This window comes from Mesorhizobium sp. WSM4833 (genome assembly GCF_055811095.1).
This window is the reverse complement of the sequence record NZ_JBVVQG010000006.1, coordinates 401,586-426,137: the sequence shown is the minus strand read 5'-3', so window position 1 is coordinate 426,137 and position 24,552 is coordinate 401,586. Positions and strand designations below refer to the sequence as shown.

Sequence of the window (24,552 nt, the reverse complement as noted above, 5' to 3'; positions counted from 1 at the left end):
TTCAATCCTTCGGCAGGTCGAGGAAATGCCCAGCCGAAGCGGCCGCTGCAGGTTGGGTGACGCGGCCGTCTGCCAGCGCCACGGTGCGACCGGCATCGGAATCCTTCACTTCCTCGGTGTTGTTGAGAAAATAGTCGGCATTGCTGGCCGGCTGCGTGCCATCTGTCGGCTCGACGAGCTTCTTCGACGGATCGACCGGCTTGACCAGATAGGGCGTTACGATGATGACGAGGTCGGTCTCGCGCCGCTGATAGGATTTCGACGAGAACAGCGCCCCAAGCACCGGCATCTTGCCGAGGCCGGGAATGCGCGACGTGGTGATGTCGTTTTGCGACTGCAGCAGTCCAGCGATCATGAAGCTCTGGCCGTTCTTCAGGTCGACCGACGTCCTGGCACGGCGCACGATGAAGCCAGGAACCGAGATCGTCCCGATATTGTAGGAGGCCGACGCGTCGATCGAGGAGACTTCCGGCGCGATATCAAGGCTGACCAGCCCGTCTTTCAGAACCGTAGGCGTGAAATCCAGGCTGACGCCGTATTTCTTGTAGCTGACCGAGATCTTGCCGTTGTCCTCCGAGACCGGGATCGGGAACTCGCCGCCGGCGAGGAAGCTAGCCGTCTGGCCGGACCGGGCGATCAGGTTCGGCTCGGCCAGTCGCCGCGCCAAGCCGCGCTCTTCCAGCGCCTTGATGGCGATATCGATCGATACGCCGTTCGATAGGAGACGACCGATGATCTCGCCAGTACCGGCCGCCGGCACTGTGCCCGGATCGATCGAGACGTCGCGGCCGCCAAGGCCATAGGCGAAATTGGCGGCGTATTTGGCACCCAGATCCTGGCCCGCCTGGCGGTTGATCTCGACAAAGCGGACGTTGAGCTGGACCTGCTGCGAAGATGAGATGTTGACCGAGTTGATCACCTCCTCGGCACCGGAAAAGCGCGTCGCGATCTTGTTTGCCTTTTCGGCGGCGACGGCATCGTCGGCCTCGCCCGACAGCACGACACGGCCATTGGCCGATCCGACCTTGATCCTGGCATCCGGCACGCTGGCGCGAATGGTGCTGGCCAGTTGGTCGGTGTCGAGCGTCACCTCGATGTCGACGGTGCCGACAAGCTGCTTTTTCTCATCGAACAGCGCAATCCCGGTGGTGCCGAGATTGTTGCCGAGCACATAGAAGGATTTGTCGGTCAGCGGATTGACGTTGGCGATCTCCGGATCGCCGATGACGATCTGGTAGAAGGCAGCACTGGTGATGATCGTCTTCGGCTTGCCCTTGGCAACCTTGATCGAGGCATTCTTGGTCGACGACACGTAGACGACGTCGTTGTCAGCTCTCGCCGCCGAGGCGCCCAAGGCCAGCATCGCCGCAGCGGCCAGCGAAGACGCGACAGCCACGGCGCGCAAAACGCGCAACCGCGTCATGACCCGATATATGAACAGCCCGAACATTGTCCCGTCCCTCACCCAGTCCCCACTGGTTTATTTCTGGTCCCGCGAAGGAACCTGGTATTCCTCGGCCTTCGTGCCGCGCGTTACGATGACCGTCTTGAACTTCGGTTTCTCCGGCTCCTTGGTGACGGCGTCGAACACCGAGCCGGCCGCGGCCTGCACATTCGAGGCGACCGATCCGCCGAAGGAGGAGATGGTGGTGACGCCGCTCTTGCCGTCAGCGCCTTCGCTGGCGGACCGAAGCGACAGCGAGAGCGTGCCGACGGTGCGGGCCAGCGCTACTTTCTGCGCGCCGTCCGTCGTCACCTCGATGGTCACCGAATTGGAAATCTGCGGCGTCGTCTGGCGCTCGTCGGCGCCCTGCCCGACGCTCAGCACCTTGGCATCGGCGACAACGATCTCGGAGGTGATGGTGGAACCGGCAGCGCCTTGCGCATTCTTGGCCACTTCCTGGATTTCGCCGGCATCGCGCGTCAGCACCACGTCAACGCGGTCACCGGGCGTGACGAAGCCGCCGACTCCGGCGATCTCGTCGGTGCGGATGGTGACCGCCCGCATTCCGGGCGTCATCATGTTGGAGAGCGTCGCGCGGCCATTCGGGCCGGACAGCTTGGTCAGCAGCACCGGTTCGTTGACCTCGATCGGCGACAGCACCACGCGGCTGCCGTCGGCGAGCAACGCATTGATGGTGGTGAAGGCGCCCTGCGGCACGGACTCTTGCGACCACGGGATTTCGCTGAGCTGCGCGCGGTCGAGCTCCATGCCGTAGCGCAACGGGGCATTCGCCACCACGATGGTCTTGAATTCGACTTTCGGCACGACAGGTGCCGGAATCGACGACGTCTTCTCTTCGGAATCGGCCTTGGCCTGGCTTTTGACCCAGAAATCCGCGGCAAAGATCGAGATCGCGCCGAAAACGGCGGCGATGCCGATCATCGATATGGCCTTGCCCCTCACGCCTAAACCCCTGATATCAGCAGTTTCTTATTTAGTTGGGCTCACGTTAGGCGGCATTGTTAAAGAATCAGGAATCCCGGGCGTTGGTATCGGATCTATTTCCGCCGGCTTGGTTATCGAATGGTTTTGGGGTAAGAGGGCCCAGATCCCCGAACGGAACAGGAACCTCGGTCGCTTGGCGCTGAAAAGCGTGGCAGTATCGCGAGGTGATTCGCAGCACCGGAACCTATGGCAGGCATGGACGACAGCAACGATCTCTTCGGCAATATGGACAAGCAGCCGCAGCCGGTGCGTACCGCTGCGCGCCCGGCGGATCCACTGGTGGTGCAAGCCACCAAGCGTCCTGCCTCGACCAAGGACGGCAGCGAGGGCTATAGCGCCGCCGACATCGAGGTGCTGGAAGGGCTGGAGCCGGTGCGCCGCCGGCCAGGCATGTATATCGGCGGCACGGACGACAAGGCGATGCACCATCTGTTCGCCGAGGTCATCGACAATTCGATGGACGAAGCGGTGGCCGGCCACGCCACCTTCATCGATGTCGAGCTTTCGGCCGACGGCAATCTCGCCGTGACCGACAATGGCCGCGGCATCCCGATCGATCCGCACCCGAAGTTCAAGAAGCCGGCGCTTGAAGTGATCATGACGACGCTGCATTCGGGCGGCAAGTTCGACTCCAAGGTTTACGAGACATCAGGCGGCCTGCATGGCGTCGGCGTATCCGTGGTCAACGCGCTGTCGGACCATCTCGAGGTCGAGGTCGCGCGGGGACGGCAACTCTATCGGCAAAAATTCTCGCGCGGCGTTCCCGTGACCGGCCTGGAACAGTTGGGCGAGGTCCACAACCGGCGCGGCACAAAGATCCGCTTCCACCCCGACGAGCAGATTTTCGGCAAGGGCGCGGCGTTCGAACCGGCGCGGCTCTACCGTATGACGCGCTCGAAAGCCTATCTGTTCGGCGGCGTCGAAATCCGCTGGACCTGCGATCCGTCGCTGATCAAGGAAAAAGACCAGACACCGGCCAAGGCGGAATTCCATTTTCCCGGCGGCCTGAAGGACTATCTCAAGGCATCGCTCGGCGACGACTTCCAGGTGACGCGCGAGATTTTCGCCGGCAAGAGCGAGAAACAGGGCGGCCATGGCTCGCTCGAATGGGCGGTGACCTGGTTCGGCGGCGACGGCTTCATCAATTCCTACTGCAACACCATCCCGACCGGCGAAGGCGGCACCCACGAGGCCGGCTTCCGGAACGTTCTGACGCGGGGCCTGCGCGCCTATGCCGACCTCGTCGGCAACAAGCGCGCCTCGATCGTCACCTCGGAAGACGTCATGATCTCGGCGGCGGGCATGCTGTCGGTGTTCATCCGCGAGCCGGAATTCGTCGGACAGACCAAGGACAGGCTGGCGACGATCGAGGCAATTCGAATTGTCGAGACCGCGATCCGCGATCCGTTCGACCATTGGCTGGCCGACAATCCGCAGGAAGCCTCGAAGCTGCTCGAATGGGTGATCGCACGCGCCGACGAGCGGGTGCGCCGGCGCCAGGAAAAAGAGGTGTCGCGCAAGAGCGCGGTGCGCAAATTGCGGCTGCCGGGCAAGCTCGCCGATTGCACGCAGAATGCCGCGGCCGGTGCAGAACTGTTCATCGTCGAAGGCGACTCGGCCGGCGGCTCGGCCAAGCAGGCGCGCGACCGCGCCAGCCAGGCCGTGCTGCCATTGCGCGGCAAAATCCTCAACGTCGCCAGCGCCGGCAACGATAAGCTGGCGGCCAACCAACAGATTTCGGACCTGATCCAGGCGCTCGGCTGCGGTACGCGTTCGAAGTACCGCGATGAGGATCTGCGCTACGACCGCGTGATCATCATGACCGACGCCGATGTCGACGGCGCCCATATCGCCTCGCTGCTGATCACCTTCTTCTATCAGGAGATGCCGGCGCTGGTGCGTGGCGGCCATCTCTATCTCGCCGTGCCGCCGCTTTACTCGATCAGGCAAGGCGGCAAGGTCGCCTATGCCCGAGACGACGCCCACAAGGACGAGCTCCTGCGCACCGAATTCACCGGGCGCGGCAAGGTGGAACTGGGCCGCTTCAAGGGTCTGGGCGAGATGATGGCCGCCCAGCTCAAGGAAACCACCATGGATCCGAGGAAGCGAACGCTGCTCAGGATCGATGTAATCGACGCCGAGACGGCGACCAAGGACGCCGTCGATGCGTTGATGGGCACGAAGCCGGAGGCCCGCTTCCGGTTCATCCAGGAACGCGCCGAATTCGCCGAGACGGAAGTGCTGGATATCTAGCCGCCAGCCGGTCCATAACAAGGCTCCAGTTGCGGAGACGAGCATGTGACCAGGACGCGGCTGAAAGGCTATTTCGAGACGAGTTTAGCCGGGTTGACGCAGCCGACGCGCTCCGACTGGATCTTTGCCTTGCGCACCGTTTCAGCCGGCTTGATCGCGCTGCTGGCAGCCTATGCGCTGAAGCTCGACCATCCGCAATGGGCCATGATGACGGTGTTCATCGTCGCCCAGCCGGTTGCCGGCATGGTGCTGGCGAAGGGCTTCTACCGGCTGCTCGGCACGCTGGTCGGCGGCATCGCCGCGATCGGCATCACCACCGTTTTTGGCACCAACCCCTGGGTGCTGGTGACTGTGCTTGCCGTCTGGATCGGCATCTGCACCTTCGTCTCGTCGCTGCTGCGCAATCCGGAAGCCTATGGCGCCGCCCTGGCCGGCTACACCGCAATGATCATCGGCCTGCCCGCTTTCGGACAGCCGCATCTCGTCTTCGACCTCGCTGTCGCGCGCTGTGCCGAGATCGTGCTCGGCATCGTCTGCGCCGGCCTGACCAGCCGGCTGATCCTGCCAAAACTGGCCAGCGACGCCATCGTCTCGCGCCTGAAACGCTGCATCCTCGATCTTGCCACCTATGCCGGCGGTGCGTTCTCCGGCGGCGACCCGGCAACGCTGTCCGCGCTGCACCGAAAGCTGGTCACGGATACCCAGACGCTCGGCGAGATGCGCGCCTATGCCAGGCTCGAGGCGCCGAGCTTCGCGCCGCGCGCGCATCCGGTCCGGCGCACCATCGGACAACTGCTCTCGGCGTTGTCGGCGGCACGTGCGTTGCATTCGCATGCCGCTCCGAAGAATGCGGCGCTCATTCCGGTGCGTTCGGAGTTGCAGGCCCTTGTCGGTGAAATGGCCGCGAAGCCCGGCGCGCTGGACGACACCACGCCTTGGGTGGCGCGGCTCGACACCATCTCGGCCAAGGCCCGGCAAATGCCCGATGCCTCGACCGACCAGGGCGACGACAGGGTCGGCACGATCACCCGCCTGACCATTGCCGCCGATTTCGCCGATGCGCTCAAGCAGGTGCTGCGCGGCCTCGATGCCCTGCGTGCGCCTGCCACGCGCCCGGCCAGGGGCAGCAGGCAGCCTGCGCTGGTGGTGCATCGCGATTACGCCGGCGCATCGCGCAACGCGGTGCGCGCTGCCCTTGCGACGCTGCTGGTCGCGGCCTTCTGGTTGACGACGAAATGGTCGGAAGCCGCCGGCACGGTCATTCTCGTTGCCGTCGTGTCGAGCCTGTTTGCTGCTCGCCCCGACCCTGTGCAGGTCGCCTGGGGCTTCTTCAAGGGAACCCTGCTGGCGCTGCCCTTTGCTTTTCTCGTCGGCCAGATCGCATTGCCTGCCCTGCCCGGCTTCGGCTGGTTCATGCTGTTTGTCGTGCCGATCCTGGTGCCGACGGCGCTGGCCATGGCCAATCCACGCTACGTCGGCGTGGCGACGGCTTTCGCCATCAACTTTCTCGCCTTCCTCAGTCCACACCAGGCGATGATCTACGATCCCGGGCCCTTCTTTGCCGGTTCGGCGTCGATCCTGGTCGGCATCCTGCTGGCGATCGGTGTCTTCATCGTCGTGCTGCCGGCCGATCCTTGGCTCGCGGCCAACCGCATCGTGCGCGCCATGCGTGAGGATCTGGCGCGGCTTTGCCTGCATGAGCGGGTGCCGAGGCGGTCGGCCTTCGAGAGCCTCGCCTACGACCGCATCAACCAATTGATGCCGCTGGTGCAGAATGCCGGTCAGAAAGGCGATGCGGTTCTGGGCGGCGGCGTCGCCGCCGTCACCGTCGGCCTGGAGGTCCTTCGGCTGCGCGATGCGAGCCAAAGCCATGCCATCCCATCCGAGACCGCGCTTTCGATCGCCAACTTCCTGAGAGGGCTGGCGCGCGAACTGCTCTTCCGCGCCCCCGGCGATCCGCAGACATCCACCGTCACCGTCGCCCGGCAATATGCGGCTGGTATTGCCCAGCGAAACGGTACCGGGGAATTGCTGCAGATCGCGGCATCGCTGCGCATCATCGCCGCCGCGATGGAGGATTTTCCGGATTTTTTCGCCAGGGATAAAGGCTAGGCGGCCGCTATCGCCAGCGCGTGGCCGCGTGCGTTTTCGCGCAGCGCGTCGAGATGGATCGACTTGACCAAGGCGGCGAGATCACCCTCGGCGGATTGACCGCCCACTTCCTTGAGCATCAGCCAGCTGACCTCCTGCACACCGGCGATGCGCTTGCCGTTGGCGACCTCGCGCCAGATCTTCAGCGCACGCAGGATGATGGCGTGCGTGGCGCCGGCGAGCCCGGCGCTGCGGAACAATGCCTGCAAGGCCACGTCGTGCCCGCCGGCCAGCAGCGCCCTAACCCTTTGTTCGGACTGCTGGCTGAGCGCAACCAGTGCCGAGCCGAAGAAATCGACCTTGCCATGCGCGATGGTGCGGATGAGGAAGCTCGCGGTGAGGTCGCCACGCAGCCTGAGATGCTCGGTCAGGGCCGCATGTTCTTCCGTGCGCGTGCCTTCGATCAGCGTCACCGAAGCCTTGACGCAGGCGTCGCGCATGACGCGGTCGGCTCGCGCCGCGCCCATCATCGCCATCACCAGTGGCGACGTTTTCAGCATTTCGCCAAGCTTGACGAGCAGCATATGCCGGCAGTCGGCCGGCAGCCTGACATCCGATATCAGCGCCTCGCGCACCAGCGGCAGGTGCCCATGCCGTTCGGCCATGCGGCGGAAGCTGAGCGAGGCGATGTCGGCGCCGCTGTTGGCGAGCAGCACGGCGCAGGCGTCCGCCTCGCCGATCTCCGCGATGGCCGCAGACAGCGCCATAGAGACGAGCGGCCGGTCTGCGATCAGTTTTTGCGTCGTCTTCGGACTCGAAGCCACGCGGTTGATCAGGTCGGCGTCGGTGAGCAGCGGCGAGCGCGCCAGCACCACGCCGGCGACTTCCGGCTGGTCGGAGGCCAGCACGCTGATGATCTGCATTGGCGCGTGTTGGCTCATCGACAGCGCCTCGGCCATCGCCAGCCGCACCTTTGACGAGGCATCGTCGAGCAACAGTGTCAGCGCCGCCTCTGCGGCGCAGCGGTCCTCGAAGGGCAATTCGGAATTGATGTAGGCTCGGGCCAGAGCGCTCGCCGCCGCGGCGCGCTCCGACACCTTGGCCGTGTAGATCCATTTCAGGAAATGCGAAACAACAACCATGCCCGCCTGCTTACGCCCCTTGCCGGAAGGTTCCGACCCCACTGACGACCGTAGGCAGAATTGGTTTACGAACCGTTCACCATGTTCATTAACTGGCTTGCGAGGCTGATTTGCAGCGCCTATCAACCGTCAAGCACCTGAGGAGAAAGAAATGGCCGGACTTTATCTCGAAGAGTTCGTCGTCGGCCATGTCTTCCAGCACACGCTGCGCAAGACCGTTACCGAAAGCGACAACATGCTGTTTTCGGTGATGACGCTGAACCCGCAGCCGCTGCACATCGACTTCGATTTCGCCGCCAAGAGCGAATGGGGCAAGCCGCTGGTCAATTCGCTGTTCACGCTCGGGCTGATGATCGGCATTTCGGTCAATGACATCACCGTCGGCACCACGGTGGCCAATCTCGGCATGAAGGAAACCGTGTTTCCACATCCGGTCTTCCATGGCGATACCGTTCGCGTCGAGACGACAGTCATCTCGGTGCGCGAGTCCAGGTCGAAGCCCGATCGCGGCATCGTCGAATTCGAGCATCGCGCCTACAACCAGCATGGCGATCTCGTCGCCAAATGCACCAGGCAAGCGATGATGCTGAAGAAGGCGGCCTGATCATGCGCTCGCTGCTGTTCGTCCCCGGTGACTCCGAGAGGAAGCTGGAAAGGGGTTTTGGTGCCGGCGCCGACGTGGTCATCGTCGACCTCGAGGATTCCGTGGCGCCGCACAACAAGGCGCTGGCGCGCGGCGTAGCGGCGCGCTTCATCCTGGAACGCAGGGCACAAACGACTTCCGCCATCTATGTCAGGGTCAATGACCTCGCGACCGGGCTGACGGATAACGATCTGGCGGCGCTGGTTCCGGCGAAACCCGACGGCATCATGCTGCCCAAGTCGAACGGCGGCCAGGATGTGCAGCACCTGTCGGCAAAACTCAGGGTGCGCGAGGCCGAAAACGGCCTGGCCGACGGCGCGATCAAGATCCTGCCGATCATCACCGAAACGCCGGCAGGCGTACTGGCGGCGGCAACCTATGCCGGGACCAGCGCGCGGCTTGCCGGGCTCACCTGGGGCGCGGAAGACCTGTCGGCGGCGCTCGGTGCGCGCTCGGCTCGCGACGAGCGTGGCCGCTACACGGACGTGTTCCGTCACGCTCGCACCATGACCATACTCGCCGCCGGTGCGGCGGAGGTCGCGGCGATCGACACCGTCTTCCCGAATTTTCGCGACATGGCGGGCTTCGCCGCGGAGTGCGCCGAGGCCGAACGCGATGGCTTCACCGGCAAGATGGCGATCCACCCCGATCAGGTGCCGGTCATCAACGCAGCCTTCACGCCGTCGGCCGAGGCGGTGAGACAATCGGCGGCAATCGTTGCTGCGTTCGCGGCAGCGGGAAGCCCCGGCGTCGTCGCTATCGACGGCAAGATGTTCGACCGCCCGCACCTGCGGCTGGCCGAGCGGCTTCTGGCGCGGGCAAAGGCGGCAGGTGTTTCCGCCTGAGCGCCTGCTACCAAACCAATGGAATCAGGCGGTAACGGACCCGGGCCACATAGTCGTCATAGCCGCGCAGACCGGCGCGAAGCGTTTTCTCTTCGATGAAGGTGCGGATGGCCAAGAGAACGACGAGCACGAGCACCGACGCCAGCCCCCACCAGGAACCAAGCAGAAGTGCCGTGCCGGCGAAGAAGAGGATGGCGCCGGCATACATGGGATGGCGAACGTAGCTGTAAGGCCCGGTGGAGATCACACGTTGTCCGCGTTCGTCCTGGATCTTGACCACGGGCGCCGCAAAACTGTTCTCCAGCATCGTCAGATAGCAGATCCAGATTCCGAGCAGCAGGACCAGTGCGCCGACCACCTGCACCCAGACGGGAACCGCCGACCAGCCGAAACGAACGTCGAATCCCATGAATATCTGAGAACCAAAGATGGCGAGCAGAAGTATGGACAGCAGCACCTTGTCGGCCGCGTCCTGATTCTTCTGGATGGGAGAGCTCAGCCGCTCATTCATCAGGCCGGGATCGCGCCTCGCCAGCGCCACGCCCAAGGTGAGACTGAGGCCCACCATCCCCACCAGATAGACCCAGGCCCCCGGCCAATGCAGCGTGCCGGCCGACAGGAAGAGCAAGGCGCCCATGGCGACGAACCAGACGAATGTCTGAAGAACCAATTTCGCGATCATGATCGACCTGCCTTGATGTCCGCTGATGATTGGTATTTTAGACCATTGGTCTACCATACAGACCACTGGTCTATAGTTCAAGCGAACCTTCGACCCGAGGCTCCGAACTCCAGCTTAACAAAAGGCTTGCGGCAGTCGGTTGTGTTGGCCGCTTTTTGCCGGGCAGCCTCCACGATAGGAATTTTTTCTCGATTGGGTGATCTCAGCTATGGTACATTTTTGCCTATGGTGCTGATTTGCGCCAGTGACCCGCCGCACAGGCGGGTTTTTCGTTTGATGCTCCGTCAGCCAACGCGCAGGCGGAGGCTCCGAAGGGACCCGTTAACCCGAAATTCGTTGCCCTGGCTGCCGACGTCGGGACTGGACGGGAGCAGCCATCACGTGCAGAAAGTTCGTCATGCCCCGTGTCATCAAGCATCCAGAACTCAGGCGAGAAGAACTTCTGGACCATGCCCAGACCCTGTTCCTGACCCAGGGCTATGACAAAGCGAGCCTCAATGACGTGATTGCGTCCGCCGGCATCTCGAAGGGTGCTTTCTATCATTACTTCCCCTCCAAGGAGGCTCTCCTGGAGGCATTGGCCGATCGCTTTGCAAGACAGGCACTGGCTGGGGTCCAGGACATACTCCACGATCCCGGCCTCGACCCGCTTGGCCGCCTGAATGGCCTGCTCAGCCAGTCGCGGCGGGCCAAGATCGAAACCGCGCCGGAAGCCTGGGCTCTTTTCGAGACGATGTTCCGGCCTGAGAATCTGGTGCTTTTCCACCGTATCAATCTGGCCGCCAGCGCGTCGTTTTCACCGCTGCTGGTCAAGGTCATCAGGCAAGGAATCGAAGACGGCACTTTCAGGACCTTCGATCCGGAAGGTGTCGCCGACATCGTCATGCAATTCGGCATGGCCACGCGTGATGTCGTGGCCAAGGCCATTGCCGGCGGCAGCGACGCCGACATGGAGGCCGCGATCGAAGTCCTGGAGAAACGCGTCAGGCTCTACGAGATCGCCCTCGACCGCATACTGGGCCTGCCCGATGGAAGCATTCGGATCGGCGAGCCCGGCTATGTGCGCACCGTCATGACCGCCAGGCGGCGAACGAGTGCCGGTCAGGCGCGGTAACTGGCCGAGCCTGATATCTAGTCCTTGTCCCAGCGTGGCCGGCGCATCGAAAACACCTCGTCGACGCTGGCATAGTCCATATAGCCGAGACGAGCGACATTGCCGGCCTTGGTGATGTCGAACAGGCCGTCCGTCAGGAAGGCGTCGTCGATATGCACGCCGACCACTTCACCGGCGACGATGACGGCACTTGTCGGCGACCCGTCCAGGGCCTTTGGCCGAAAAACTTCAGTCACCCGGCATTCGAGCGCGGCCGGCGCTGCCGCCACGCGCGGCGGGGCGATCAGGCGCGACGGCGCCATGGCAAGATCGGCATAGACGAACTCATTGACGCCGCGCGGAGCATTGACCGACGTGCGGTTCATCTTCTCCGCGAGATCGCGGCTGACCAGATTGGCGACGAACTCGCCGGTTTCCTGGACGAAGGAGGCGCTGTCCTTCTCGCCTTCGGAGGAGAACCAGACGATGAAAGGCCGCGTCGAAACGGCATTGAAGAAGGAATATGGCGCGAGGTTGATCTCACCAGCCCTGTTCAGTGTCGAAATCCAGCCGATCGGACGCGGCGCCACGATCGCCTTCGAAGGGTCGTGCGGCAGGCCGTGGCCCTTTGAAGGCTCGTAGAACATTCAGCCAACCCACGGCCCCGAATAGTCACTGTACAGCTTTGCCGGATCGGGCCGGGGCCGCTCCGGCGCCGGGCCGGCATAGGAGCCGATATGGATGAAGCCGATGACCCGCTCCTGCGGCGCCAGCCCCAGCAGTGCCCTGCCCTCCGGCACATCCGAATACCAGTTGCTGATCATGTTGGTGCCAAAGCCCAGCGCGTTGGCTGATATCATCAGGTTCATCGCCGCCATGCCGCCCGACAGGAACATTTCCCATTGCGGGATTTTTGGATTCTCCCTGGGGACAGATACGACGCCGATCACCAGCGGTGCCCGCGAGAACCGCGCCAGTTCCTGATTGCGGCGGCCCTCCGTCAATGGGCCCTCCCGCTGCTCGGCAAGTGCTGCCAGTTGCCTGCCGATCTCGACGCGGGCGTCGCCACGGTAGAGGATGAAGCGCCAGGGCTCCAACCGGCCATGATCGGGCACCCGGGAGGCAGCAGTGATCATTGTCGCGATCTCCGCATCGCTCGGCGCCGGCTCCTTCAGATCTGGAATCGGTGCGGAGTTTCGGGTCAGCAGGAAGTCGATGATCGGCGACGCCATGGGCGCAAGTCTCCTGGACATTCTGTTTTGAGCTGAAGCGCACCATCGGGGATTCGGGCGGCTCGGGCATTGGCGCGGGATACGCCGGACGGAAGAGTCGTATCGGTCGGACTCTTAAGCCTTGAAATTGCCACCGCCATGGGCTTCAACGCAAGGCATGTTTGAGGGGACTGTCCGTCTTTTCCTGGTCTGGCTCGGCGCCCTGCTGTTCATGGCGCCGGTTTCGTTCGCCATGGCGCAGAATGTCGACGGAGTCAGCGACCTGAAGCTTCCGGGAATTTCGAGCTACGCGACGCCGAAAGGCGAGACGTCACTGGCGCTGAGCGGCGGCGGTGCCATCACACTCTCTGCCCAGTTGACCGACAAGGGTTCCGACATCACGCGCGGCATCGTCTGGCGGGTCTTCAAGCCGGAAGCCGTCAACGGCAAATTGCCGATGGTCGCCTCCTCGCATGGCGGCACCGCCGTCTTCCAGCTCGAGCCCGGCAGCTATCTGGTTCACGCCTCCTACGGCCGGGCCGGCGCCACCAAACGCATCACTGTCGGCAAGGACGCCAAGCGCGAAAGCCTCGTGCTCGATGCCGGCGGCCTCAAGCTCGACGCCGTGCTGTCCGGCGGCGTGCGCATTCCACCGAAGAAGCTGCGCTTTTCGATCTACGAGGGCACTGCCGAGGCCAATGGCGACCGCGCGCTGATCATTCCCGATGTCGAGCCCAACAGCGTCGTGCGGCTCAACGCCGGCATCTACCATGTCGTCTCGACCTATGGCGCGGTCAATGCAGTCATTCGCTCCGACATCCGCGTCGAGGCCGGCAAGCTGACCGAAGCCACCGTCGAGCATCACGCCGCCGAGATCACGATGAAGTTGGTGCGCGAAACCGGTGGCGAGGCGATCGCCGACACGTCCTGGTCACTGCTCAACGAGTCCGGCGATCCGATCAAGGAAACCGTCGGCGCTTTCGCCTCGATGGTGCTGGCCGAGGGCGACTACACCATCATCGCCAAGAACCGCGACCGCATCTACCAGAAGGATTTTACGGTCGTGGCCGGGCAGAACCAGGAAATCGAGGTTCTGGCCACCGAGGCCGCGGCGATGGATCCTGAAGAAGGCGCGGATTAACCTTCGTTTTAAGGATCAAGCCGCCAGTTCGGTCCGCGCCGGCAGGAACGGGATCCGGCGGCGTGGCAAAGCTGGCGCCAGGTCGAACACGCCGCGATGGAGGCGGTCGAGCAAGGCCTTGCGGTCGCGCAACGGCTCCAGTTCGCTCCAGCTCAGCACATCGCCGACGCGCATGTCGATCGCCTTGCCCGACAGCCGCGCGAATTCGTGGATGAGCAGCGATGTGCGCAGCGTCAGCGAGGCCTTGCCGACGAACTTGGCCACCCGGCCGTCGCGCTCGGCCATGTTCATCGGCCCGCTGACAAGATGGAACAGCCTGCCGTTCTGCCCGGAAAAATGCATCGGGATGACCGACGCCCTGGCGTCCTGGACGAGGCGGGCCGGAAACATCTTCCACGGCAGATCGCGCGCCCGGCCAAAACCCTTTGGCGCGGTGGCGACACCGCCGGCCGGAAATACCACGATGGTGACGCCCTCTTTCAACAGTCGCACCGCTTCATGGCGCACGGCCATGTTGTTCTTCAGCGCATCCTTGGTCTCCGAAAAGTCGATCGGCAGCGAATAAGGCTCCATCTCGCGGATCTTGAGCAGATCCTTGTGGATCATCACCCGGAACGGACGGCCGAGCTGCTCGGCCAGCGACAGCACGGCGATACCGTCACCGATGCCGAACGGATGATTGGCGACGATCACCAGCGGCGTGTCCGGCAATTGCGCGGGCGGCCACTGATCAGCGGTCCGCACCCGCACGTCGATCAGGTCGAGCATGCGGCTGAACACGCGTTCGCCGGTCGGCACGATCTGGCGGCGCCAGAAATCATAGAGTGCTGTGTAGCGGTCGCGGCCCGACAAGCCTTCGACCGAATGTATGAACCAGCGCGTCAGCGCCGGCTGGCGCGGATTGGCATAGGAAAGCTCGGGAAAGGGTCGTTCGCGCAATTTCAACTTGAGCATAGGGGCTCGTTACAAGGTCGGCGTGACAGGGATATGAAAATGGCGGTGGATCGCTCCACCGCCATTTGGTCGAAACTATGCCAATCAGGCCGCGCGTTTGCGCCGGCGGTCGGGTGTGACGGCTTCCTCGGTCAGTTGCGCGATCGCCTGTTCAAGGCCAAGCGATTCCTGGTCGCGCGAGCCCAGTCGGCGCATGTTGACCGTCTGCTCTTCCGCTTCGCGCTTGCCGCAGACGAGGATGACCGGAACCTTGGCCAGGCTGTGCTCGCGGACCTTGTAGTTGATCTTCTCGTTGCGCAGATCCGCTTCCGCCAACAGCCCAGCGGCCTTCAGCTTTGCCACCACCTCGGTCGCATAGTCGTCGGCATCCGACGTGATCGTCGCCACCACCACCTGCAGCGGCGCGAACCACAGCGGGAAATGGCCGGAATAGTTCTCGATCAGGATGCCGAGGAAGCGCTCCATCGAGCCGCAGATGGCGCGGTGAACCATGACAGGCTGCTTCTTCTCGGAATCCGAGCCGATGTAGAAGGCGCCAAACCGCTCCGGCAGGTTGAAATCGACCTGCGTCGTGCCGCACTGCCATTCGCGGCCGATGGCATCCTTCAGCACATATTCGAATTTCGGCCCGTAGAAGGCGCCCTCACCCGGATTGATCGAGGTCTTGATGCGATTGCCGGACCGTGTCCTGATCGTCTCCAGCACGCCGCCCATGATCGCCTCGGCGTGATCCCACGCCTCGTCGGTACCGACGCGTTTGTCCGGCCGCGTCGAGAGCTTGACGCTGATTTCGTCGAAACCGAAATCAGCATAGGTCGACAGGATCAGATCGTTGATGCGCAGGCATTCCGCCGCCAATTGCTCCTCGGTGCAGAAGATGTGCGCATCGTCTTGCGTAAAACCGCGCACGCGCATCAGCCCGTGCAGCGCGCCGGATGGTTCGTAACGGTGGACGTTGCCGAATTCCGCAAGTTTGACAGGCAGATCGCGATAAGACTTCAACCCATGCTTGAAAATCTGCACATGGCCCGGGCAGTTCATCGGCTTCAGAGCGAAAACCCGGTCGTCATCGGTATCGTCGCCGGCCACCGTCACCTTGAACATGGCGTCGCGATACCATCCCCAATGGCCTGACGTCTCCCACAGGCTCTTGTCGAGAACCTGCGGCGCGTTGACCTCCTGATAGCCCTGCTCGTCGAGGCGGCGGCGCATGTAGTTGACCAGGTTCTGGAACATCTTCCAGCCCTTGGCGTGCCAGAAGACGACGCCAGGCCCCTCTTCCTGGAAATGGAACAGGTCCATCTCGCGGCCGATCTTCCTGTGGTCGCGCTTCTCGGCCTCCTCCAGCATCGTCTGATAGGCTTCGAGCTGCGCCTGATCAGCCCAGGCCGTGCCGTAGATGCGGGTCAGCATCGGATTGTTCGAATCGCCGCGCCAATAGGCGCCGGCCACCTTCATCAGTTTGAAGGCGTTGCCGATCTGCCCCGTCGAGGCCATGTGCGGGCCACGGCAAAGATCGAACCAGTCGCCCTGCGCGTAGATCTTGAGATCCTGATCCTCGGGAATGGCGTCGATCAGCTCCAGCTTGTAGCGTTCGCCCTTGTCGGCAAACACTTTCTTCGCCTTGTCGCGCGACCAGACTTCCTTGGTGAACGGCTTGTTGCGCGAAATGATCTCGCGCATCTTCTTCTCGATCACGGGAAAATCGTCAGGCGTGAACGGCTCGTTGCGGGCGAAGTCGTAGTAAAACCCGTTCTCGATCACCGGCCCGATGGTCACCTGCGTTCCCGGCCACAATTCCTGCACGGCTTCCGCCAACACATGTGCGGCGTCGTGACGGATCAGTTCGAGTGCGCGCGGGTCGTCGCGGGTGACGATCTCGACCTTGCCGGATTTGCCAAGCGGATCGCTGAGATCGCGGACGGTGCCGTCGATCGCATAGGCGACCGCCTTCTTGGCCAGCGATTTCGAGATCGATTCGGCGAGGCCCGCACCGGTCATCGCCGCGTCGTATTCGCGGACGGAGCCATCGGGAAATGTCAGGGAAACGGAATTCAGCATGTATATCTCCTATCCAGTCCCGCAAACGAGCGCGGGTGGTTGAAATGCATGTCGCCCAAAAGTGTGTGGGCGGTTTTGGGGTTACGACATGCAAAGAGTAGGCCGGATGCGTCCGGCAGCGGCTGTCTTTTATGGACAGATTCCGCCGCCGTAAAGCCCGGCTCAAATGTCAGACTTCATTTGATGAGCAGCGGCAGGTCCTTCAGGAACGCGGCTCGGGTCTTGAGGCCTTTGGGCATATCGGTCCGATCGGTGTCGACGACAAGGCGCGCAAAGACGATCTGGCGGCCATCCTTGTTCGCCCAGCCGACGAACCACCCAAGCGAGCGCTTATCCTGAACCTTGTCGGCATCGTTGCGCAGCCTAGTGCTTCCGGTCTTGCCCTGCACCGTCCAGCCTCCGGCCTGGAAGGTCGGGATGATGGCTGATGTCATGTCGTAGGCCCTGGCCGAGACAGGCAGCTTGCGGGCCAGCAGCTTGCGCAGGAAATCGACCTGCTCGACCGGCGTGATCTTGAGCGAGGAGTTTATCCAGGATTGGGTCAAACCATCATTCTTGCCGGGATTGCCGGAAACATCGGCATTGCCGTAGCCGAATTTGGAGACATAGCCAGCCAATTTTTCCGGCCCGAGCCGACTGGTGATTTCACGGGAGAACCAGACGATCGAATCCCGTTCCCAGATCACCGGATCGACGGTCTTCTGGTCCCGCTTCACCGCCTTGAACTCCGGCTTGTAGTCCCACGCCGGCGTATGCTCGTCGCTCAGGATCCCGCTGTCATAGCCGATCAGCGACAGCGGCACCTTGAACGTCGAGGCCGGGCTGAACCGCTGGTCGCACACTCCGTTCTGGTAAAGCGTCTTGCCGCTCGCCGCATCGGCGATCACCGTGCACTGCAAATCCCCCAGCGGCGCCGATTGCGCGCGCAGCGGAAATCCCAGCAGCCAGGCGAGCAGGAACAGGATCCCGGCAAAGATGAAGGGAAGACGGTCGAAATTGCGCATTTTCTGCTCGCTCCAGAAGGGGGTTCGCGAGCGGCTTAGCGGGGTCTCTTGTCTCGATTTTGTCTCAAATGCGCAGTCTTTGTGCAGGCTGTTGTTAACCCTACCGGATCGTAAACCTGCTCTCCCCCCGGCCATCATTCCTGCGCTTTGTCGCGCTTGCTGCCGATCCGCCAGTACCGCCAGGGCATGAACCAGAGATAGCGATCCGCAAGCGCCTCCGGCACGAGGTCTATGCCATGCGTGCCGAATGGCCCGCAGCGCAGCACGCGGAAGAATCCCATCCAGCCGCCGGCCCACAGACCATGGCGGGCGATCGCCTCATGCGCATATTCCGAACAGGTCGGCAGATGCCGGCAGGAATTGCCGACAAAGCCCGACAGCGTCAGCTGGTAGAGGCGCACGAGCGACGTGCCGAGGAGACGGCCTGGCGTCTTGCGCCAGGGGCCGGGCCAGTTGCGGCCGCGTTTTTGCGACCCGTCTATATGCGCATGCCCATGCTGGTCGCGCACCACAGTCTCCGTATCGCGTTTCCCAGGCGATAGATGTGGACTTCCGCCGGAGAACGCAATCCCCGCTCCTTGCGCGCCCCGCCATCACGGACGGGAACGGCGAAACGGCTGCCTGTCAGCCGACGGCGCCCAGCGGCCACGACTGGCCGGCCCCTCGCGGCGCTTTGAATGCTGCTTTTCGTCACGCCATTGAAACGTCGCGATCCGCATGACATCGCCAAAAATCCTCAGCAACTGGATCATGGTCGGTCTCCTTTGACATGGATTAGACCGCCGCTGGCCTTCGCCTTCAAACGAGTATAATTTCCACTTCGGATAATCCTGGGTTATGCGAAATGAAGCGTGGGCGCCTGCCGCTGACGGCATTGAGGAGCTTCGAGGCGGCGGGCCGGCATCTGAGCTTCAGCCGGGCCGCCGAGGAGCTTTTCGTCTCGCAGGCGGCGATCAGCCGGCAGATCCGCGAGCTCGAAATCTTCCTGCATCGACCCTTGTTCGAACGTCACCATCGACGAGTCGAACTGACCGACACCGGCCGGCGTCTGCTGGATCAGCTCATCAGAAGTTTCGACGCCATCGATACCTTGCTTGGCGATCTGGTGGCGACACCGGCACAGTCCGTGGTCCGCGTCAGTGTCGAGCCGTCGCTTGCCTCCGTGTGGCTGGTTCCCCGGCTCAACCGGTTTCGCCAATTGCGGCCCGACATCGACGTCTCTCTCGAGGTCGATCCAAGGCTGATCGAGTTCCGCAGCGATCAGCCGGAGCTTGCCTTGCGCTTCAGCGCGCATGCCGACTCGTGGCCGCGCAGCCAGGCCGAGCGGCTTGCCTCGACGGTCGATTCGCCGGTCCTGTCGCCGGCGCTGCTTGCTTCTGGCCCTGCCCTCAGGAAGCCAATCGATCTTGGCCGCTACACGCTTTTGCACGAGGAGAATCGCCAGGGCTGGGTGCGCTGGTTCGAAGCGGCCGGCGTGCCCGCCGACGCCGTGCCCGCGCGCGGGCCGATGCTGGCGGATGCGTCGCTTTCAAAGCAGGCCGTCTTGCTCGGACATGGCGTGGCATTGGGCGATCTGTTGCAGATCGGCGGGGAAATCGCATCCGGCGCGCTGGTCAAGCCGTTCGACATCGACGTCGCATCCGGCGCCTATTGGCTGGTGGCCAGAAACCTGCACGACCTCTCGGAGCCGGCCGCCGCGTTCGCCGACTGGCTCAGAAGTGAATTTGCCGAAAGCAGGCGGGCGCTGGAAGCGCAGGCTTAAACCCTTCTGGCCCGGTTCCTGTCCAGCCAAATGCCAGCCGTGGCAGCAAAGATTTTGGGCGCCTGCGCGAAGCCTGCGCACCGTGGACGGCCAAATCCCAAGGTCAGGCCGCTTCTTCGGCGCGCTTCTTCTCGATCTGGCCGATCGCGTCGACCACGGCATCGAAAGTCAGCATGGTCGAAGCGTGCCGCGCCTTGTAGTCGCGCACCGGCTCCAAATATCTGAGATCCGCAAAGCGGCCGTCCGGCGGGGCGCCATTTTCCTTGAGCATCTTCAGCATGGTGTCGCGCACCGCGCGCAATTCCTCGGCACTCGCGCCGACGACATGCTGCGCCATGATCGATGACGACGCCTGGCCGAGCGCGCAGGCCTTCACGTCATGGGCAAAATCCGTGACGACGCCGTCCTGCATCTTGAGGTCGACGGTGACGGTCGAACCGCATAGCTTGGAGTGCGCCTTGGCGGTCGCGTCAGGATGATCGAGACGGCCGATGCGGGCGATGTTTCCGGCAAAACCGAGAATTTTCGCGTTGTAGACGTCGTTTATCATACTTTTCCAATCCGTCGCCGCCAAGCGAACAGCGATTGCCGCTGTCGTGTCTTCCTTTCGCTCGCTATGACCTTATATAATGCTGGCAGTCCGGTATCGACAAGAACGACGAAAGCCAATGTCCTTGCCGGGAAGTTCACGCCGCTTACGGGGCTGGAAACGGGGCGAGTTTCCGACACCGAAAGGTCGTGGTCCGTTCAACTCGTTCCTCCGCCGAGAGGGACTACGGGAGACGCCTTTATGGATGCCGTCATCAAGAAGCTCATGCCACAGTCAGCCTATATGGAAAAGCCGGTCACCGACCGGCCAAGCGAAGCCGAAGTCGAAGCCGCCGTGCGCACGCTTTTGCGCTGGACCGGCGACAATCCGGACCGCGAAGGGTTGGTCGACACGCCGAAGCGGGTGGCAAAGGCCTTTCGCGAAATGTTCGGTGGTTACGACATGTGCCCGGCCGACGAGCTCGGCCGCACCTTCGAGGAGGTCGCCGGCTACGATGACCTGGTCATCGTCAAGGACATCACATTCCATTCGCATTGCGAGCACCATATGGTGCCGATCATCGGCAAGGCGCATGTCGGGTATCTTCCGGACGGCAAGGTCGTCGGCCTGTCCAAGATCGCACGCGTCGTCGATATCTTCGCCCACCGCCTGCAAACCCAGGAGGCGCTGACGGCGCAGATCGCCGGCGTCATCCAGGACGTGCTCAATCCGCGCGGCGTCGCCGTCATGATCGAGGCCGAGCACATGTGCATGGCCATGCGCGGCATCCGCAAGCAGGGATCAACCACGCTGACCTCGACCTTCACCGGCGTTTTCAAGGACACGCCCGAAGAGCAGGTCCGTTTCGTCACCATGGTGCGCGGCGGCGGGGTCTGATCGGCCCTCGCCGGCCATCAAAACAAGGACCGGCGATGTCGGCACTGGAATTTCCAAAAGCTCCGTCGGACAAGAAGGCTCTCGAGGAAGGCGCGGTGTTTTCGCCGCGCTTCGATGCAGCCGGGCTGGTCACGGTCGTCGTGACAGACGCCGCGGACGGCATGCTGTTGATGGTTGCGCATATGAACGCGCAAGCACTGGCACTGACGCTGGAGACCGGCATCGCCCACTACTGGTCGCGCTCGCGCAGCGCGCTTTGGAAAAAGGGCGAGACATCAGGCAATTTTCAGCATGTCGTCGAGATGCTCACGGATTGTGACCAGGATGCCATATGGTTGCGCGTCAAAGTGTTGGGCCACGACGCAACCTGTCACACTGGCCGGCGTTCATGCTTTTATCGGACGGTGGGGCTGGTCGACGGCAAAGGGACGCTTGCCATCGACGGCAGCAAGCCGCTGTTCGATGCGGAAAACACGTATCGGAAACCATCAGCTTGAACCTTCTGCCTGACACCAACGACACAGATTCATCATTTCGATACGCCCCGCTCGTATAGTAGCCTCGGGACAAGGGAGATCATGATGCTCGAGTGGGCGTCATTGCGTAACAGACCAGATGTCAGGGAGGCCAACGGCCTGTCCTCGTCAGGCGGCGCGTCCGAAACGAACTCCCAGAAGAAAACAGGCATTTCGCTCGCCTTGGGTGGCGGGTGCGCCCGTGGCTGGGCGCATATCGGCGTGCTGCGCGCGCTGGATGAAGCCGGCATCGAAGTATCGATGATCGCCGGCACCTCGATCGGCGCGCTGGTCGGCGGCTGCTATCTCGCCGGCAAACTGGACGAGCTCGAAGAATTCGCCCGCAGCCTGACCAAGCGCCGCATCTTCGGCCTGCTCGATCTCAATTTGCGCGGCAGCGGCCTGTTCGGCGGCATGAAACTCGATGCAAGGCTGCGCGAGCACATGGCCGGCATTCGTTTCGAGGACCTTGCCAAGCCGTTCGTCGCGGTCACTTCCGAAATCCGCACCGGCCACGAAATCTGGCTGTCGAGCGGCTCATTGATTACCGCCATGCGCGCCTCTTATGCGCTTCCCGGCGTGTTCGAGCCGGTGAATTGCAACGGCCGCGTGCTGGTCGACGGCGCTCTGGTCAACCCCGTACCGGTTTCGGTCTGCCGCGCCTACGAGCAGCCGCTCGTCGTGGCGGTCAACCTTCACTATGACCTGTTCGGCCGTGCCGCCGTCATCAAGCACAGCGCTGGCGAACTGGTCGTCGAAAAGGACGCGCCGAGGGCCGGACATGGCGATCCCGAACACCAGTCGCATCAGACCCGGCTCGGCATCACCGGCGTCATGGTCGAGGCCTTCAACATCATCCAGGACCGCATTTCGCGCGCAAGACTTGCCGGCGATCCGCCAGACATGTCGCTGCAGCCGAAGCTCAGCCATATCGGCCTGACCGAGTTCCACCGCGCCGACGAGGCGATCAATCTCGGCTATCAGGCGACGATGGCGCAGATCGGCGAACTGACCCGGCTGCAGACAGTTCTCGCCTGATCAAAACCTACGCACGAGCCGCATCGGTGATACGAAACTGAACGGTGCGGTTGCCGTTCCAGTAATTCCCTGAGAGCGAACCGGCGACGTGGATTGTCTTGCCCCGGTTCTTGAACAGGAATTCGCCAAGCGCGGTATCGACGGCGCGAAAGGCGATCGCCTGGATCCGGCCGCCGCTTTCCGATTGCAGCTCGACGCGGATGTGATTGGTGCCGACCGGCCGCGCATCGGCCAACCGGTGGCGCGGCAACGCGAAAACAGGGGCCACGTGCCCGGCACCGAAAGGTCCGGCTTGTTCCAGCGCGTCGAGCAGGCTGAGTGTCGCGCCTTCAGCGGCAAGCGCACCGTCTATGGCCAGGCTTTCCTCGCCCTGCAGGCGAAACACATCGGCTGCCGCCCGCTCTTCGAAAAACGCCCTGAGCTCACCAAGCCTCGCCCGCTCGACGGTGATGCCCGCCGCCATGCCATGCCCGCCACCCTTGACGATCAGACCGGCAATGGCCGCCTCGCGCACCAGCCGGCCGAGGTCGAACCCCGAGACCGAGCGGCCCGAGCCGGTGCCGATGCCGTTGGCGTTGAAGGCGATGGCGAAGGCCGGCCGGCGGGCATGATCCTTCAGCCGTGAGGCGAGCAAACCGACGATGCCCGGATGCCAGCTGTTGCTGGCGGTGACGACGATCGCCGGGCCATTGCCGCCGGCGAGCTCCGCATCGGCCTCGGCGCGCGCCGCCGCGAGCATCTCCTGCTCCATCAACTGCCGTTCCTGGTTGAGCCGGTCGAGCGTCTCGGCAATGGTGCGCGCCTCGACCGGGTCGTCGGTCGCAAGCAACCGGCTGCCAAGTGCGGCATCGCCGATGCGTCCGCCGGCATTGATGCGCGGGCCGATCAGATAGGCCACATGGAAAGTGCTGATCGGCTCGCCGATGCGCGACACCCGTGCCAGTGCCGCGAGCCCTTCGTTCTTCTGCTGGCGCGCCATCTGCAGCCCCTTGACCACGAAGGCACGGTTGACGCCGGTCAGCGGCACCACGTCACAAACGGTGGCCAATGCCACGATATCGAGCAGCGAAAGCAGGTCCGGCGGCGTAGCATCGGCCATGCGGCTACGCAGGATCCTGGCCGTCTGCACAAGGGCGAGGAAGACCACGCCGGCGGCACAGAGATGGCCCTGCCCGGAAAGGTCGTCGTCGCGATTGGGATTGACGACAGCGATTGCCGCCGGCAAGGCACCGCCGACCTGGTGGTGGTCGAGCACCACGACATCGGCCCCGGCCTCATTGGCGGCATCGATGGAAGCGGCGCTGTTGGTGCCGCAATCGACGGTGACGATCAGTGTCGCGCCACGCGAAACAAGTTCGCGCATGGCGTCGGGGTTGGGGCCATAGCCCTCGAAAATACGATCCGGGATGTAGATTTCCGACGGCACCGAGAAATGCGTGAGGAACCGCTTCAGCAAGGCCGACGAGGCGGCGCCATCGACATCATAGTCGCCGAAGATCGCCACCTTTTCCCTGGCCATCACCGCGGCGGCGATCCGGGCCGCCGCCCTGTCCATGTCGGTCAGCGATGCCGGATCCGGCAGAAGATCGCGGATCGTCGGATCGAGAAACCGCTCGGTCTGCTCGGCGGTGACGCCGCGGCCGGCAAGCACCCGTGCTACGATATCGGGTACCCCGTAGCCTTGCGCGATGGCGAGCGCGATCATGTCCTGCCGCTCGGTCAGCCGGTGCTCCCAGGAAACCCCTGATACCGACTGCCTGACATCGAGGAAGAGGCGCTTTTCGCCGGTCATACGCTTTGCCAACTCATCGTTGGCCGCACGATAGTGCATGTCGCCCAAAAGTGCGCAGCGGTTTTGGGGCGACGACCTGCATTGGCAACGATTTAAATCGTGTCACGTTCATGCGACGCTCTATAGGCCAAAGGCAGGCAAAGCCAAGCGATTCACGGTGTGCGCCGTCCGGGAAGTATCAAGAAAACTGCGCTTTCCGCTTTTCAGCCTGGCGCCGAAGCCATTCGTCGGCCGCATCGCCCATCGTCGTTTCCACACCGTCCTTGAGCCAGGCCATGAAAGGCCGGTCGAAGCTGAATGCGTAGCTGCATTCCCGGATGAGAAAGCGACGCACATTCTGGGTGTTGCGATAATACTGCGTGATGGCGGTGGCGCGCGAGATCGGATCCGCGTGCCAGTCGAACGGTTTCATCGTCAAATCCTTGCAGCCAATATCGGGTGCGCCCGAAT

General features: G+C 63.1%; 23 protein-coding genes. 10 read left to right on the top strand and 13 right to left on the bottom strand.

All coding sequences use genetic code 11. The features are described 5' to 3' along the window. Window position 1: 1 nt before the first annotated feature. Both AC0L2D_RS15190 and cpaB read right to left on the bottom strand, forming a co-directional pair. Window positions 2–1,450: a type II and III secretion system protein family protein gene (locus AC0L2D_RS15190; RefSeq protein ID WP_064995330.1), complete on the bottom strand. Its 1,449-nt coding sequence runs from the start codon at window positions 1,448–1,450 to the stop codon at window positions 2–4. Window positions 1,451–1,480: 30 nt separating this feature from the next. After that, entirely contained in the window at window positions 1,481–2,407 is a 927-nt protein-coding gene (cpaB, locus tag AC0L2D_RS15185; protein WP_245268555.1) for a Flp pilus assembly protein CpaB, read from the bottom strand. A gap of 237 nt (window positions 2,408–2,644) precedes the next feature. Between cpaB and parE the strand changes: the two genes are divergently transcribed. Continuing rightward, entirely contained in the window at window positions 2,645–4,702 is a 2,058-nt protein-coding gene (gene parE / locus AC0L2D_RS15180; RefSeq protein WP_473541441.1) for a DNA topoisomerase IV subunit B, read from the top strand. 45 nt (window positions 4,703–4,747) lie between these two features. After that, complete coding sequence (locus tag AC0L2D_RS15175) at window positions 4,748–6,814, top strand: FUSC family protein (protein ID WP_473541440.1); 2,067 nt, start codon at window positions 4,748–4,750, stop codon at window positions 6,812–6,814. On the opposite strand, the gene AC0L2D_RS15170 is transcribed toward AC0L2D_RS15175, so the two are convergent. After that, window positions 6,811–7,935: a DUF2336 domain-containing protein gene (locus AC0L2D_RS15170; RefSeq protein WP_473541439.1), complete on the bottom strand. Its 1,125-nt coding sequence runs from the start codon at window positions 7,933–7,935 to the stop codon at window positions 6,811–6,813. The two genes, AC0L2D_RS15175 and AC0L2D_RS15170, sit on opposite strands and share 4 nt — an antisense overlap. A 151-nt stretch (window positions 7,936–8,086) precedes the next feature. Between AC0L2D_RS15170 and AC0L2D_RS15165 the strand changes: the two genes are divergently transcribed. Further along, window positions 8,087–8,539: a MaoC family dehydratase gene (locus tag AC0L2D_RS15165; RefSeq protein ID WP_027162575.1), complete on the top strand. Its 453-nt coding sequence runs from the start codon at window positions 8,087–8,089 to the stop codon at window positions 8,537–8,539. Window positions 8,540–8,541: 2 nt separating this feature from the next. After that, window positions 8,542–9,423, top strand: a complete 882-nt coding sequence (locus tag AC0L2D_RS15160; RefSeq protein ID WP_064995334.1) for an HpcH/HpaI aldolase/citrate lyase family protein — start codon at window positions 8,542–8,544, stop codon at window positions 9,421–9,423. Window positions 9,424–9,430: 7 nt separating this feature from the next. On the opposite strand, the gene AC0L2D_RS15155 is transcribed toward AC0L2D_RS15160, so the two are convergent. Continuing rightward, window positions 9,431–10,105, bottom strand: a complete 675-nt coding sequence (locus tag AC0L2D_RS15155) for a methyltransferase family protein (RefSeq protein ID WP_013531970.1) — start codon at window positions 10,103–10,105, stop codon at window positions 9,431–9,433. A gap of 397 nt (window positions 10,106–10,502) precedes the next feature. Here AC0L2D_RS15155 and AC0L2D_RS15150 point away from each other — a divergent pair, with 397 nt between their 5' ends. Continuing rightward, the gene (locus AC0L2D_RS15150; RefSeq protein ID WP_473541438.1) at window positions 10,503–11,219 is read left to right on the top strand and encodes a TetR/AcrR family transcriptional regulator; all 717 of its coding nucleotides are present in this window, start codon (window positions 10,503–10,505) and stop codon (window positions 11,217–11,219) included. 17 nt (window positions 11,220–11,236) lie between these two features. Here the strand turns inward: AC0L2D_RS15150 and AC0L2D_RS15145 are convergent, their stop codons facing one another. Together AC0L2D_RS15145 and AC0L2D_RS15140 are read right to left on the bottom strand one after the other, a co-directional pair. Beyond that, a complete protein-coding gene (locus tag AC0L2D_RS15145; protein WP_473541437.1) occupies window positions 11,237–11,845 on the bottom strand; it encodes a flavin reductase family protein in 609 nt (202 codons plus the stop codon). Then, window positions 11,846–12,430, bottom strand: coding sequence for a nitroreductase family protein (locus AC0L2D_RS15140; protein ID WP_024505355.1), 585 nt, complete (start codon window positions 12,428–12,430; stop codon window positions 11,846–11,848). A 157-nt stretch (window positions 12,431–12,587) separates the two neighbouring features. Between AC0L2D_RS15140 and AC0L2D_RS15135 the strand changes: the two genes are divergently transcribed. After that, window positions 12,588–13,550 carry a hypothetical protein gene (locus tag AC0L2D_RS15135; RefSeq protein WP_013531974.1) on the top strand — a complete coding sequence of 321 codons (963 nt, stop codon included), beginning with the start codon at window positions 12,588–12,590 and terminating at the stop codon, window positions 13,548–13,550. Between the two features lie 15 nt (window positions 13,551–13,565). Here AC0L2D_RS15135 and AC0L2D_RS15130 read toward each other — a convergent pair whose 3' ends face one another. From AC0L2D_RS15130 to yidD, 4 genes are all read right to left on the bottom strand, one after another. After that, window positions 13,566–14,504 (bottom strand): lysophospholipid acyltransferase family protein, encoded by a 939-nt coding sequence (locus tag AC0L2D_RS15130; RefSeq protein ID WP_473541436.1) that lies wholly within the window; start codon window positions 14,502–14,504, stop codon window positions 13,566–13,568. Window positions 14,505–14,588: 84 nt separating this feature from the next. Continuing rightward, window positions 14,589–16,565 carry a threonine--tRNA ligase gene (gene thrS / locus AC0L2D_RS15125; RefSeq protein ID WP_473541435.1) on the bottom strand — a complete coding sequence of 659 codons (1,977 nt, stop codon included), beginning with the start codon at window positions 16,563–16,565 and terminating at the stop codon, window positions 14,589–14,591. Window positions 16,566–16,741: 176 nt separating this feature from the next. Next, the gene (gene blaOXA / locus AC0L2D_RS15120; RefSeq protein ID WP_337122317.1) at window positions 16,742–17,569 is read right to left on the bottom strand and encodes a class D beta-lactamase; all 828 of its coding nucleotides are present in this window, start codon (window positions 17,567–17,569) and stop codon (window positions 16,742–16,744) included. Between the two features lie 134 nt (window positions 17,570–17,703). Next, window positions 17,704–18,078, bottom strand: coding sequence for a membrane protein insertion efficiency factor YidD (gene yidD / locus AC0L2D_RS15115; protein ID WP_013531978.1), 375 nt, complete (start codon window positions 18,076–18,078; stop codon window positions 17,704–17,706). 335 nt (window positions 18,079–18,413) lie between these two features. On the opposite strand from yidD, the gene AC0L2D_RS15110 reads away from it, so the two are divergent. Then, window positions 18,414–19,331: a LysR substrate-binding domain-containing protein gene (locus AC0L2D_RS15110; protein WP_473541434.1), complete on the top strand. Its 918-nt coding sequence runs from the start codon at window positions 18,414–18,416 to the stop codon at window positions 19,329–19,331. Window positions 19,332–19,434: 103 nt separating this feature from the next. Here AC0L2D_RS15110 and AC0L2D_RS15105 read toward each other — a convergent pair whose 3' ends face one another. After that, window positions 19,435–19,881, bottom strand: coding sequence for an iron-sulfur cluster assembly scaffold protein (locus AC0L2D_RS15105; RefSeq protein WP_013531981.1), 447 nt, complete (start codon window positions 19,879–19,881; stop codon window positions 19,435–19,437). 240 nt (window positions 19,882–20,121) lie between these two features. Here AC0L2D_RS15105 and folE point away from each other — a divergent pair, with 240 nt between their 5' ends. The 3 genes from folE (at window position 20,122) to AC0L2D_RS15090 (ending at window position 22,310) form a co-directional block, all read left to right on the top strand. After that, the gene (gene folE, locus AC0L2D_RS15100) at window positions 20,122–20,757 is read left to right on the top strand and encodes a GTP cyclohydrolase I FolE (protein WP_013531982.1); all 636 of its coding nucleotides are present in this window, start codon (window positions 20,122–20,124) and stop codon (window positions 20,755–20,757) included. Between the two features lie 35 nt (window positions 20,758–20,792). Next, window positions 20,793–21,254: a phosphoribosyl-AMP cyclohydrolase gene (gene hisI, locus AC0L2D_RS15095; RefSeq protein ID WP_473541433.1), complete on the top strand. Its 462-nt coding sequence runs from the start codon at window positions 20,793–20,795 to the stop codon at window positions 21,252–21,254. Between the two features lie 81 nt (window positions 21,255–21,335). Beyond that, window positions 21,336–22,310 carry a patatin family protein gene (locus tag AC0L2D_RS15090; protein WP_174299064.1) on the top strand — a complete coding sequence of 325 codons (975 nt, stop codon included), beginning with the start codon at window positions 21,336–21,338 and terminating at the stop codon, window positions 22,308–22,310. Between the two features lie 7 nt (window positions 22,311–22,317). On the opposite strand, the gene recJ is transcribed toward AC0L2D_RS15090, so the two are convergent. Together recJ and AC0L2D_RS15080 are read right to left on the bottom strand one after the other, a co-directional pair. Then, window positions 22,318–24,102 carry a single-stranded-DNA-specific exonuclease RecJ gene (gene recJ, locus AC0L2D_RS15085; RefSeq protein WP_473541432.1) on the bottom strand — a complete coding sequence of 595 codons (1,785 nt, stop codon included), beginning with the start codon at window positions 24,100–24,102 and terminating at the stop codon, window positions 22,318–22,320. 178 nt (window positions 24,103–24,280) lie between these two features. Continuing rightward, complete coding sequence (locus tag AC0L2D_RS15080; protein WP_473541431.1) at window positions 24,281–24,514, bottom strand: DUF6434 domain-containing protein; 234 nt, start codon at window positions 24,512–24,514, stop codon at window positions 24,281–24,283. Window positions 24,515–24,552 lie beyond the last annotated feature (38 nt).